Origin of the sequence: Micromonospora sp. NBC_01740, from assembly GCF_035920365.1 — a bacterium.
Classification (GTDB): Bacteria; Actinomycetota; Actinomycetes; order Mycobacteriales; family Micromonosporaceae; genus Micromonospora; species Micromonospora reichwaldensis.
The window spans coordinates 1,751,397-1,763,544 of record NZ_CP109150.1; the positions used below are offsets into that span (position 1 = coordinate 1,751,397).

Annotated in this window: 12 protein-coding genes; 7 read left to right on the forward strand and 5 right to left on the reverse strand. The window is 73.6% G+C overall.

Going from position 1 to position 12,148, the window contains the following annotated elements:
* Nucleotides 1-370 precede the first annotated feature (370 nt).
* Nucleotides 371-1,147 carry a prepilin peptidase gene (locus OG989_RS08420; RefSeq protein ID WP_442791914.1) on the forward strand — a complete coding sequence of 259 codons (777 nt, stop codon included), beginning with the start codon at nt 371-373 and terminating at the stop codon, nt 1,145-1,147.
* A gap of 99 nt (nt 1,148-1,246) precedes the next feature.
* Here the strand turns inward: OG989_RS08420 and OG989_RS08425 are convergent, their stop codons facing one another.
* Entirely contained in the window at nt 1,247-1,885 is a 639-nt protein-coding gene (locus OG989_RS08425) for a phosphatase PAP2 family protein (protein WP_151457589.1), read from the reverse strand.
* 262 nt (nt 1,886-2,147) lie between these two features.
* Here OG989_RS08425 and OG989_RS08430 point away from each other — a divergent pair, with 262 nt between their 5' ends.
* Nucleotides 2,148-4,463 carry a glycoside hydrolase family 65 protein gene (locus OG989_RS08430; RefSeq protein ID WP_327030184.1) on the forward strand — a complete coding sequence of 772 codons (2,316 nt, stop codon included), beginning with the start codon at nt 2,148-2,150 and terminating at the stop codon, nt 4,461-4,463.
* A gap of 32 nt (nt 4,464-4,495) precedes the next feature.
* A complete protein-coding gene (locus OG989_RS08435) occupies nt 4,496-4,987 on the forward strand; it encodes a GNAT family N-acetyltransferase (protein WP_327030185.1) in 492 nt (163 codons plus the stop codon).
* Here the strand turns inward: OG989_RS08435 and OG989_RS08440 are convergent.
* Entirely contained in the window at nt 4,931-5,437 is a 507-nt protein-coding gene (locus tag OG989_RS08440; RefSeq protein ID WP_132232336.1) for a hypothetical protein, read from the reverse strand. The genes OG989_RS08435 and OG989_RS08440 overlap by 57 nt on opposite strands.
* 115 nt (nt 5,438-5,552) lie before the next feature.
* Entirely contained in the window at nt 5,553-6,170 is a 618-nt protein-coding gene (locus tag OG989_RS08445; RefSeq protein ID WP_327030186.1) for a TetR/AcrR family transcriptional regulator, read from the reverse strand.
* 119 nt (nt 6,171-6,289) lie between these two features.
* Here OG989_RS08445 and OG989_RS08450 point away from each other — a divergent pair, with 119 nt between their 5' ends.
* The 4 genes from OG989_RS08450 to OG989_RS08465 all read left to right on the forward strand — a co-directional run bounded on the left by OG989_RS08450 (nt 6,290) and on the right by OG989_RS08465 (nt 10,218).
* Nucleotides 6,290-7,156 (forward strand): SDR family oxidoreductase, encoded by an 867-nt coding sequence (locus OG989_RS08450; protein WP_327030187.1) that lies wholly within the window; start codon nt 6,290-6,292, stop codon nt 7,154-7,156.
* A 222-nt stretch (nt 7,157-7,378) separates the two neighbouring features.
* Nucleotides 7,379-8,878, forward strand: a complete 1,500-nt coding sequence (locus OG989_RS08455) for a SulP family inorganic anion transporter (RefSeq protein ID WP_151452553.1) — start codon at nt 7,379-7,381, stop codon at nt 8,876-8,878.
* A complete protein-coding gene (locus OG989_RS08460; protein ID WP_151452554.1) occupies nt 8,878-9,375 on the forward strand; it encodes a MerR family transcriptional regulator in 498 nt (165 codons plus the stop codon). The genes OG989_RS08455 and OG989_RS08460 overlap by 1 nt, the downstream gene beginning before the upstream one ends.
* A 165-nt stretch (nt 9,376-9,540) precedes the next feature.
* On the forward strand, nt 9,541-10,218 hold the full coding sequence (locus OG989_RS08465; RefSeq protein WP_327030188.1) for a hypothetical protein: 678 nt from the start codon (nt 9,541-9,543) through the stop codon (nt 10,216-10,218).
* 58 nt (nt 10,219-10,276) lie between these two features.
* Here the strand turns inward: OG989_RS08465 and OG989_RS08470 are convergent, their stop codons facing one another.
* The gene (locus OG989_RS08470) at nt 10,277-11,299 is read right to left on the reverse strand and encodes a zinc-dependent alcohol dehydrogenase family protein (RefSeq protein WP_151452556.1); all 1,023 of its coding nucleotides are present in this window, start codon (nt 11,297-11,299) and stop codon (nt 10,277-10,279) included.
* Between the two features lie 119 nt (nt 11,300-11,418).
* Nucleotides 11,419-12,138, reverse strand: coding sequence for a TetR/AcrR family transcriptional regulator (locus OG989_RS08475; protein WP_151452557.1), 720 nt, complete (start codon nt 12,136-12,138; stop codon nt 11,419-11,421).
* Nucleotides 12,139-12,148 lie beyond the last annotated feature (10 nt).

The following is a 12,148-nucleotide window of genomic DNA, read 5'->3' on the forward strand; positions in this document are numbered from 1 at the left end:
ATGCAACAGAGGCAATTCGTTCGAACACGCTGAGTGATGACAGGTGGTGGCAGCGGGTGGTCGGGGCCGGTGCGGGCGGGTCGGGCGGCGGGGATCGGTGGGGCACAGGCGTGGGAAGCGCGCGCGGCGGGCGAGGCGTCGTCGAGGCGGCCGGTGCGTGTCCCGGACGTGGTGTCTGGTCCGATCCGTCCCCCGCGCCGACGTGTCGCTATTTCGCCATGGTGGGATTCCCGCCTATTCGGATGCGCCATTTCCGCGCCCAACGCCGCGCATTGCGGGGGAGGGGTGCGGGCCGTTTCGCCCGTTACCGGAAGTCGTCCATGGCGCTACCCTGCGTGGTTGTCGTCGGTGCGGGCCTCCGGGGGCGGTCATGGCGATGACCGGGCCGCCGGCGGTGGCGGAGCCGGCCGCATCGAAGGTCGCCGCGCGCGGGCCGCGGCTGCTGGCCGTACTTGTGCTCGCCCCGGTGCTCCGGCTCGCCGTGCTCCGGCACGCCGTACCGCCGGGGGTGGCGACCCGGACCGGGTGCGACGCGTGCGGCGCCCCGGTCGGGCTGGCCCGGCCGTGGCCGGCGCTGGGCCCGACGGCGCGGTGCGGGCGGTGCGGGGCGCGCGTCGGCCCGCCGCCCGGCACGGTGGAACTCGCCCTCGCGGCGGCCGTCGGGGCGTTGGTGCTGCTCGGGCCGCCCCCCGCCGTGCTGGTCGCCACGGCCTGGTGGCTGGGCTGGGCGATCCCGCTGGTCCTCGTCGACGCGGCCGTGTGCCGGCTGCCGGACCGGCTCACCTGGCCCGCCGCGGCCGGGACCTGGCTGCTGCTGGGGCTGGCCGCCCTTGCCGGGGCCGGCCCGGCGCCGTGGCTGCGCGCCACCGTGGCCGGCGTCGCGCTGGCGCTCTTCTTCGCCACCACCACGCTGCTGCTCGGCCGGCGCGGCTTCGGCCTCGGCGACGCCAAGCTGGCGCTCGGCGTCGGCGCGCTGCTGGGCTGGTACGGCTGGGCGGTCCCGGTGGCCGGGCTGGTGCTCGCCCTGCTGCTCTCCGGGGCGGTCGGCGTCGCGCTGCTGGCCGCCCGCCGCGTCGGCTGGCGCAGCCACCTCCCCTTCGGCCCGTTCCTCGTCCTCGGCGCCCTCGCCGCCCTCGTCCTGCTCTGATCCTGCGGGCGCAGGCCGCCCGCGCTGGCCCTCCTGTCCGGGCCGGCCTCCCGTCCGCGCTGGCCCTCCGTGCGGGCGGGTTCCGCCTTCCGCGAGCGGTCAGCGGCGGGACGTCGGGGTGGCCGGATCGCGGACGGGGCGCTCGGCCTGGCGGGCGCGGCGGTGCAGCAGCCCGGCGGCGGGGCGGGCGAACAGCGGGGTGAGCAGCGCGGCGAACAGGGCGCCGAGCAGGACACCGGCGACCACGTCGTGCGGGTAGTGCACGCCGACGAAGGTGCGGGAGAACGCGGCCAGCGCCGCCAGCGGCAGCGCCACCAGGCCGACCCGGCGGGACAGCAGCAGCGTCGCCACCGCCAGGCCGCCCGCGATCGTGGAGTGGTTGCTGGGGAACGACCAGTCGCCCGTCGGCGGGCACTCGCCGGCGATGATGGCGAGTTCGGTGGCGATCGCCCGGCAGGGGCGTTCCTGGTCCACCACGGTCTTCAGCAGCTCGCTGCACCCGTACGCGAGCACCACCGGCGCCGGCGACACCAGGGCGTACGCGCGGTCGCGCGGCCCGCCCCCGAGCCGGGACACGGCCGCGATCAGCCACAGCGCGCCGAGCAGCAGGATTGCGCCCTCGGTGAAGTGCTCGGCGAACCACTGCACCGGTTGCGGGGTGTCGGCGGCGAAGTCGACGATGTCCTGGTACCACTCGACACTGATCTTCGGAACGTCCGACGTGTCCGCATCAATCATGATTCACCTCACGGATCGTTCATACCTCGTTTAGCTCCCAGACAACCCTGGAATACCTGGAAGTCGGGCGCAGTGTGCATTGGTCGGGTGGTGGCCCCGACTTTCGTCTCAGCGACCTCTCAGCCCCATCTGCTTCGATTGACCCGGTACGTCGGACTTCCCTGGAGGCGCTGTGCACGAAACCCCCATCACCGATCGGCCGCCGACCGGGCAGGTCACAGGGGGCGACGAGGCCTGGCGGATTCGGCGTACGGAGGCGGACATGGACCGCCTCGCCGAGACCGAGTCGATCTTCGCGTTGGGCAACGGCTGGGTCGGCTGGCGCGGCAACCTGGACGAGGGCACTCCCTACGGCATGCCCGGCACCTACCTCAACGGCTTCCACGAGCGGCGCGAGCTCGACTATCCCGAGGACGGGTACGCCTTCCCGCAGTTCAGCGACACGGTGATCAGCGCGCCGAACGCGGCCCTGATCCGCCTCTGGGTCGACGGCGAGCCGCTGGACGTGCGCACCGGCACCCTGCGCACCCACGAGCGGGTGCTCGACCTGCGTGCCGGGGTGGTCGAGCGGCACACCGAGTGGATCTCGCCGGCCGGCCACGGCGTACGCGTCCGCAGCGTCCGACTGGTCTCCCTGCCCCGCCGTCCGGTGGCCGCCGTCCGGTGGTCCGTCGAGCCGTTGGACGGCACGGTCGAGGTGCGGGTCTGCGCCGACCTGCTCGCCAACGAGCGGGTGCCGGAGCGCGCCGACGACCCCCGCGCCGCCTCCGTGATCACCGACCCGCTGGCCGCCGAGTACCGGCACTCCGACGGGCACGACGGCGTCCTCGTCCACCGCACCGGGCACAGCGGCCAGCGGGTCGCCGTCGCCGTCGCGCACGACGTGCACGCCCCGGACGGCTTCGCCCCCGGCGTCGACTGCACCCCCGACCGGCTGCGCCTCACGCTGACCGGGACGCTGCGCGCCGGCGAGCGGCTGCGACTGACCAAGTTCGCCGCGTACGAGTGCACCCCGGTGGATGGCCTGCCCCCGGAGGAACTGGCCCGACTGGTCGTCGCGGAGGCCGACGCGGCCCGCGCGGAGGGCTTCGGGGCCCTGCTGACCGGCCAGCGCGCGGCGCTGGACGCCGCCTGGCAGACCGCCGACGTCCAGCTCGACGGCGACGACGAGCTCCAGCAGGCCATCCGGTTCTCGGTGTTCCACCTGCTCCAGGCGGGCCGGGCGGACGGCGACCGGACCATTCCCGCCAAGGGCCTGACCGGCAACGGCTACGACGGGCACGTGCTCTGGGACACGGAGGGCTACGTCCTGCCCGTGCTGACCTACCTCGACCCGCCGCTGGCCCGCTCGGCGCTGCGCTGGCGGCACGCCCACCTGCCGGAGGCCCGCGAGCGCGCGGCGGAGCTGCGGCTGACCGGCGCGACCTTCCCGTGGCGGACCCTCGGCGGGCGGGAGTGCTCCGGCTACTGGCCGGCCGGCACGGCCGGGCTGCACCTCAACGCCGACATCGCCGACGCGGTGCTGCGCTACGCCGCCGCCACGGGCGACGAGGAGTTCCTCGCCGGGCCCGGGCTGGAACTGCTGGTCGAGACGGCCCGGCTCTGGCACGGCTTCGGCCACTGGTCCGACACCGGCACCTTCCACCTGCACGGCGTGACCGGCCCCGACGAGTACAGCGCCCTGGCCAACGACAACGTCTTCACCAACCTGATGGCCCGGCGCAACCTGCGCGGGGCCGCCGACGCCGCCGAGCGGCACCCCGGGGCGGCGGCCCGGCTCGGGGTCGAGGCGGCCGAGGTGTCGGCCTGGCGCGCCGCAGCCGACGCGGTCTACGTCCCGTACGACCGCAAGCGGGGGGTGCACCAGCAGTCGGCCGGCTTCACCGAGCAGCCGGAGTGGGACTTCGCGGACACCTCGGACGACGACTACCCGCTGCTGCTGCACTTCCCCTACCTGGAGCTGTACCGCAGGCAGGTGGTCAAGCAGGCCGACCTGGTGCTCGCCATGCAGCGCTGCCCGGGGGAGTTCACGGCCGACGAGAAGGCCCGCAACTTCGCCTACTACGAGGCGCGGACCGTCCGGGACTCGTCGCTGTCGGCCTCCCCGCAGGCCGTGCTCGCCGCCGAGGTCGGGCACCTCGACCTGGCGTACGACCTGTTCGCCGAGTCGGTGCTCCAGGACCTGGCGGACCTCGGCGACAAGACCGGCGACGGGCTGCACCTGGCGTCGCTGGGCGGGGCGTGGCTGGCCCTGGTGCAGGGCTTCGGGGGGCTGCGCGACGACCGCGGGGTGCTCTCCTTCGACCCCCGGCTGCCGGCGGCGATCGACCGGCTCGCGTTCCACCTGCGCTGGCACGGCCACCGGCTGCGGGTCACCCTCACCGCCGACGAGGCCCGCTACGAGCTGCCGGACGCCGACCCGGAGACCGGCATCGAGGTGTGGCACCACGGCGAGCCGCTCCGGGTCACCGGAGCCGGGCCGGTCACCCGGCCGATGCCCGAGGTGCCCGACCCGGGGCCGGAGCCGCCCTCCCCGCCCGGCCGCCGCCCCACCCGCCGCTCCGCCGGCGACCACTGAGGCGTATGGGCGCAGCTCGGTAGGGTGGCGCGGTGTCCGATCTTCAGCGGCTCGCCGCCCACCACGCCGACGCGCTGCTGCGCTTCGAGCGGGAGAACCGGGGGTGGTTCGCGCGGTCGGTGCCGGACCGGGGCGACGCGTACTTCGCCGACTTCGCCGCGCGGCACGCGGGGCTGCTCGCCGAGCAGGAGAGCGGCACCTGCCACTTCCACGTCCTGGTCGACGCCGACGGGGAAGTGCTGGGCCGGTTCAACCTGGTCGACGTCGCCGACGGCGAGGCCGAGCTGGGCTACCGGGTGGCCGAGCGGGCCGCCGGGCGCGGGGTGGCGACCGACGGCGTCCGCCGCGTCGTGGCACTGGCCCGCCGGGCGTACGGGCTGCGCCGGCTGACCGCCGGAACCACGCTGGACAACGCGGGCTCGCTCGCGGTGCTCCGGCGTACCCGGTTCACGCCGGTGGGCGAGGCGTCACTCGACGGGCGCCCCGGGCTGCGGTTCGCCCGCGGGCTGACGGCCGACGACTGACGCGCCCGACATCCGCTGCCGGACGGTCTCCAGCGCCTCGAAGGCGTACGCCCAGTTGTGGCACTTGAAGCTGCGCAGCCCCTCGATCGCGGTGCGGCAGTCGGTGCAGCGCACCCCGGCGATCGCGTCCGGGACCTCGGTGTTGACGTACCTGCGGTCGCCGAGGATGACCGTCGCGATCATCATCCGGTCGTGTACGCCGGAGAGGGCGGAGGAGACGATGTCGTACCAGTTCACCCGGCGGCCGCACTTCGGGCAGTCCGGCTCGTCGCCGCTGACCCAGAGCGGGGCGCCGATGCTGCGCAGCGGCATGCCGAGCAGCTTCTCGATCCGGCGTACGTCCGACTCCGGGGTCGTCCACCGGTGCCTGCCGGGCAGCGAGGCGGGCGAGTCGTAGACGGCACGGAACAGGACCGGGTCGACCTCCACGGTCTCGCGCTGACTGGTCATCGGCGTGCCTCCTCCACGGTCGGTGCCCGCGCCCGGTGGGGCGGGTACGACCGGATCAACGACGACCGGGGGTCGGGTGTTGTCCGCCCGGTGCCGCGGGATCCCCCGCGGGGGCCTACGGGTGGTGGGGCCCCAGGCCGCGCAGCGCCGTGTCCACCAGCTGGTCGGCGTACCCGTGCGTCAGCGGGCCGGTGCGCTGGAGCCACCGGTTGAGGACCGGCCCGAAGATCAGGTCGACGGCCACGTCGAGGTCGACGTCCTCGGCGAGCTGGCCCGCACGCCGGGCGGCGCGCAGGCGTTCCTTCTTCAGCTCCCGCATGGGCCCGTCCAGCCGCTCCGCGTAGTCGGCGGCGAGGGCGGGGTCGTGGACGATCTCGGTGTGCAGGGCGCGCATGGGCAGGTCGTAGCGCGGGTCGTTCAGCTCGTCGACGACGGCCCGCAGGACCAGCTTCAGGTCGGCGGCCAGGTCGCCGGTGTCCGGTAGGGCGCCGCCCTGGCCGTCCTGCCCGCCGTCGGTCGTGAGCGCGAGGAAGGCGTCGAACAGCAGGGCGCCCTTCGAGGGCCACCAGCGGTAGATCGTCTGCTTGCCGACGCCGGCGGCGGCGGCGATGCCCTCGATGCTGAGCTTCGCGTAGCCCACGTCGCCGACGAGGTCGAAGGCGGCGGCGAGGATGGCGCGGCGTGCCGTCTCGCTGCGACGGCTGGAGTCGGGGGCGACCTTCTGCGTGGGCACGGGCCCAATCTAGCAAGAGGATGAGACGAGACGGTCCGTCTTGACAGCGGGGCCCGGTCGGGTAGGGTCACTCCCGTCAACAAGACGAGACGGTCCGTCTCGTTAGGGAGGGAGTCCCCATGGAAGCCTCAGTCACCGCCGCACCGCGGGTCTGGTTCGTCACCGGGGCCAGCCGTGGTCTCGGCCGCGCCTTCACCGAGGCCGCGCTCGCCGCCGGCGACCGGGTCGTCGGCGCGGCCCGGGACGTCTCGCCGCTCGACGACCTCGCCGCCCGGCACCCCGACCGCCTGCTGGCGCTGCGCCTCGACGTCACGGACCGCGCGGCGGTGCTCGGCGTCGTCGACGAGGCGGTACGGCACTTCGGCCGGCTCGACGTCGTCGTGAACAACGCCGGGGCGCTCTACATGGGCATGATCGAGGAGTTCACCGAGGCCGAGGCGCGCGCCCAGCTGGACCTCAACTTCTTCGGCGCGCTCTGGGTCAGCCAGGCCGTCCTGCCGCACCTGCGCGCCCAGGGCGCCGGGCACGTCGTGCAGGTCTCCAGCATCGGTGCGCTCGGGGGCTTCCCCAGTACGGGGCTCTACAGCGCGAGCAAGTTCGCGCTGGAGGGCATGAGCGAGGCGCTGGCCGCCGAGGCCGCCGGCTTCGGCGTCAAGGTCACCATCGTCCAGCCGGGCGGCTACTGGACCGACCTCTACACCAGCAGCACAGCGGCCGCCCCGAACCCCGCTTACGACCCGCTGCGGGAGGAGTTGGCGCGGCAGTGGGCGGAAGGGTCGATCGACAGCGAACCCCGGCTGGCCGCCGAGGCGCTGATGAAGCTCGTCGCCAGCGACGACCCGCCGCTGCGGCTGCTGCTGGGCAGCATGGTCTACGACCTCGCCTTCGACATCTCCAAGCGACGCATGGACGTCTGGGCCGGCTGGGAAGAGGTGAGCCGCGCCGCCGAGCAGGCGGTCCCCGCCCCGGGCGCCGGGCCGGCCTGACCGCCGCCGGGCGCGGGAGGGCGGGGCGCACGGTCGCCCACGGTCGTGACGCTCACCACGCGCGTGGGAACTCTTCCGTGGCGGAAGAGTAGGGTTCGCCGCGCCGTGCGACCCTGGTGACCGGGCGACGACGGCGCTCCTGCGTCCGTACGCGATGCGACCCCGACCGACCCGTCTCCGCCGGGTGGGCGTGGTGCGCGCCCCCCGAGTGGAAATGGCTGTATGTCCTCTGTGTCGTCCCTGGTCGGCCGCCCGCGCCTGCCCCGCCCGTCCTGGCTGTCGCCGAGGGTGTTCCGCACCGAGGTCCTCGCCGGCCTGGTCGTCGCCCTGGCGTTGATCCCGGAGGCGATCTCCTTCTCGATCCTGGCCGGGGTCGATCCCCGGGTGGGCCTCTTCGCCTCGTTCACGATGGCGGTGACCATCGCGATCTGCGGCGGGCGGCCGGCGATGATCTCCGCCGCCACCGGCGCGGTCGCCCTGGTCGTGGCGCCCCTCGCCAAGGAGCACGGCCTCGACCACCTCGTGGCGGCGGTGATCCTCGGCGGCACGATCCAGATCCTGCTGGCGGTGCTCGGGGTGGCGAAGCTGATGCGGTTCATCCCGCGCAGCGTGATGGTCGGCTTCGTCAACGCCCTGGCCATCCTGATCTTCGTCGCCCAGGTGCCGCACCTGATCGGGGTGCCGTGGCTGGTGTACCCGCTCGCGGCGGTCGCGCTGGCGATCATGGTGGGGCTGCCCCGCCTCACCCGGGCCGTCCCGGCGCCGCTGGTCGCCATCGTGGTGCTGACCGTGGTCACGGTGGCCACCCACGCGGCGGTGCCGACCGTGGGCGACGAGGGGGCGTTGCCGGACAGCCTGCCCACGCTCGGCCTGCCACAGGTCCCCTGGACCATGGACACCCTGACCCTGATCGCCCCGTACGCCCTGGGCATCGCGCTGGTCGGGCTGATGGAGTCGTTGATGACCGCGAAGCTGGTCGACGACATCACCGACACCCCCTCCAGCAAGACCCGGGAGTCGTGGGGGCAGGGGGTGGCGAACATCGTCACCGGGTTCTTCGGCGGCATGGGCGGCTGCGCGATGATCGGTCAGACGATGATCAACGTGAAGGCGTCCGGCGCCCGTACGCGGCTGTCGACCTTCCTGGCCGGCGTCTTCCTGCTGATCCTGGTGGTCGCGCTCGGCGACGTGGTCGCGGTGATCCCGATGGCCGCCCTGGTCGCCGTGATGGTCATCGTCGCGGTGTCGACGTTCGACTGGCACTCGGTCGCCCCGGCCACGCTCAGGCGGATGCCGTACGGCGAGACGATCGTCATGGTGACCACCGTCGTCACCACGCTGGCCACCCACAACCTCGCCGTCGGCGTCGTCGCCGGCGTGCTCACCGCGATGGTCGTCTTCGCCCGGCGGGTCGCCCACCTGGTGGAGGTGACAAGCGTCCTCGACCCCGACGGGACGACCCGGATCTACTCGGTGCACGGCGAGCTGTTCTTCGCCTCCAGCAACGACCTGGTCGGGCAGTTCGACTACGCCAACGATCCCGACAGCGTGGTCATCGACATGACGCACGCCCACGTCTGGGACGCCTCCTCCGTGGCCGCCCTCGACGCCGTCACCACCAGGTACGCCGCCCGCGGCAAGACCGTGGAGATAGTCGAGCTGAACCGCCCCAGCGCGGAGATCCACGGCACCCTCGCCGGCCGGCTCGGCGTCGGCCACTGATGGCCCCCGACCGCCGTACGGCCGGGCCGGCACCCGCCCCCGGCCCGGCTGCCGAGTCCGCCCCCGGCCCGGCTTCGGCGCCCGCCCCCGGCCCGGTCGGAGGGCGGCTGATGCAGATCGGCGAGGTTGCCGAGCGGGTCGGGTTGAGCATCCGCACCATCCGGCACTACGAGGACGTCGGCCTGATCGTCCCGTCGGCCCGTAGCGACGGGGGCTTCCGCCTCTACACCGCACCCGACCTCGACCGGCTCGCCGTGGTCAAGCGGATGAAGCCGCTCGGCTTCACCCTCGACGAGATGCGCGACCTGCTCGGCGTCCTCGACGCCCTCGACACGGCCGAGGGCGCCGACCGGGTCGCCCTGCTCGACCGGCTCGGCATGTTTCACACCGCCGCCACCGCACGCGTCAGCGCGCTGCGCGACCAGCTCGCCACGGCCGAGGGCTTCGCCGGCACGCTCCGCGACAGGCTCGACCAGCACGGCGGTCCGTCCACCTGAGCCGGTTGCCGGCCCCGGGGGCGGGAGTGGCGACGCGGGCAGCTTCCCTTGCTGCCCGATCCGGCTGGCCCTCGTCGCTCCACTGAGGACGGTCTGCCATCCGCCGGCTGCCGGCCGTGGCGGAGGCGCACTACGCTCCGGGCCACACAAGGAGAGGGAAGATCAATGCGTAGGACCCTGCTGCCCGTCGCGGCACTCGCCCTGGTGGCGGCGCTGAGCGGATGCGTCACGATCAACACGCCGGCGGACGACCTGGACCCGGCCGCCTCGGCGCAGCCGACAGGCAGCACCGTCAGCGTGAACGACGAGACAGCGGACCCGGACAAGCCGGCGCCCTCGGCCGTACCCGACACGTCCGGAGCGCCCGCCACGCTCAAGGCGCTCACCTGCGCGCAGCTCAAGACCGCCGTGCTCGGAAACGGATCCGAGCGGTACAACGGCTACCCGGATCCGATCCCGCTGGTCGACGGCATGTGGTCCGGCGAGGACGGCACCGTCGTCCACATGCAACAGCCGTGCGCCGTCGGCGACCTGACCGGCGACGACGCGGCCGACGCGGTGGTCCCGGTGCTGATGGACGGCGGCGGGACCGGCAAGTTCTGGCAGATCGTGATGTACGGCAACATCGACGGTAAGCCCGTCTACGTCACCATGGTCGACATCGGCGACCGTACGCCTGTCGAGTCGGTCTCGATCACGTCGCGCCGGGCGACGGTGGTCTACCTGACCCGCCCCGAGGACGCGTCCTCGGCGGAGGTCGCCGTGCGGCGTACGGCCGTCTACGAACTCAGCGGCAGCCGGCTCGTCGAGATCAGCCACACGGACGCGCCGTACACCCCCTGAGCGGTCGGCCCCACGCGGTGGGCCGTTCCGGCGCGGAACGGCCCACCGGTCCAGTTGCTCAGGGATTGAGCAGGACCTTGATGGCCCGGCGCTCGTCCATGGCCCGGTACCCCTCGGCGGCCTGGTCGAGGGGGAGGGTGAGGTCGAAGACCCGGCCGGGGTCGATCTCACGCTTGTAGATCAGGTCGATCAGCTCGGGCAGGAAGCGACGCACCGGGGCGGGGCCGCCGTGCAGGTGCACGTGGGAGAAGAACAGCTCCTCGCCGGGCAGTTCGACGCCGTGGGCCACGCCGACGTAGCCGACGTGACCTCCCGCCCGGGTGGAGCGGATGGCCTGCAACATCGACTCCTGGGTGCCGACCGCCTCGATGACCGAGTGCGCGCCGAGGCCGTCGGTCAGGTCCTTGATCCGGGCCACGCCGTCGTCGCCGCGCTCGGTGACGATGTCGGTGGCGCCGTAGTGGGTCGCCAGCTTCTGGCGGGGCTCGTGCCGGCTGACCGCGATGACGCGTTCCGCGCCGAGCTGCCGGGCCGCCAGCACGGCGAGCAGACCCACCGCACCGTCGCCGACGACCGCGACGGTCTTGCCCGGGCCCGCCTCGGCGGCCACCGCGCCGAACCAGCCGGTGCCGAGCACGTCGGAGGCCGCGAGCAGGGCCGGGACCAGGTCGTCGGGAGGGAGGTCGGGCGTGGCGACCAGGGTGCCGTCGGCCAGCGGTACCCGCAGGTACTCCGCCTGGGAACCCAGCCCGCCCACCGGCTCCCGATGGACGCACGAGGACTGGTAGCCCGCGCGGCAGATGGGGCAGGTGTTGTCGGAGGCGAAGAAGGAGCCGACGACGAACTGGCCGGGCTTGATCTCCCTGACCTCGCCGCCGACCTCCTGGACGACGCCGACGTACTCGTGGCCCATGGGGGACGGCCCGTGGACCGTCTCGATGCCGCGATACGGCCACAGGTCCGAACCGCAGACGCAGGTGGCGGACAGGCGGATGATCGCGTCGGTCGGGAGGAGGATCCGCGGATCCTCGCGCTCCTCCACCCGTACGTCTCGGGGGGCGTGCAGGACGACACCACGCATCAGGCTCTTCCCTTCGGTCCGGTCCGGCTGCGACGAGGCGGCTAGCCTCTCGGCTTACCCAGTCCGGGCGTGGGATTGCCGCCGTGGGGCGAACAACACCGGGTGCCGCTACGGCGTGGTCATCGGACAGCCGATCGCGACGACGTCCAGTTCTGCTGTCGGAGCCGTTCGATGCCGTCCAGCAGCAGGTCCAGCGCGAACTCGAACTCGAACTGGTCGTCGCAGCCCTGTCCCACGACCGACGCGTCGTCGTGGGAAGCGGCCGTGGAGATCTCCGCGAGGTGCGGGAACCGGGCCGCGACCTCCGGCGGGAAGGCCTGCGGTGGTTCTGAGCTGGCCGTGCCGGAGCGGCCGGCGCGCCGGGAGGCGTCGAACAGCTCCTGACTGAAGCCCAGGATCCGGCTGCCCATCGCGTGCATCACGTGGTGGGCGAGGTCGGCGGAGAACCCGCCGGCCCGGAGGGTCCCGACCATCGAGTCGAGGTACGCGAGGACGGCCGGCGTCGCCATGTTCCGCGACTCGATCGCGAGCGGCGCCCAGGGGTGGCGCCGCAGCACCTGCCGCGCCGAGAGGATGCGGCTGCGGACGGCGTGCTTCCAGTCGGCATCGGGCACCGGCGGGTCGATCTCGCCGACGACGACGTCGATCATGCCGTCGAGCAGTTCGTCCTTGTTGGCCACGTGCTTGTAGAGGGCCATCGGCACGACGCCCAGATCCTGGGCGAGATTGCGCATGCTGAGGGACTCGATGCCGGCCCCGTCGGCGAGCGCGACGGCGGCGTGCAGGATCCGGTCCCTGCTCAGCGGCGCCCGGCGCAGCGTCTCAGCCTGCTCAGCCATCTCGGTCCTC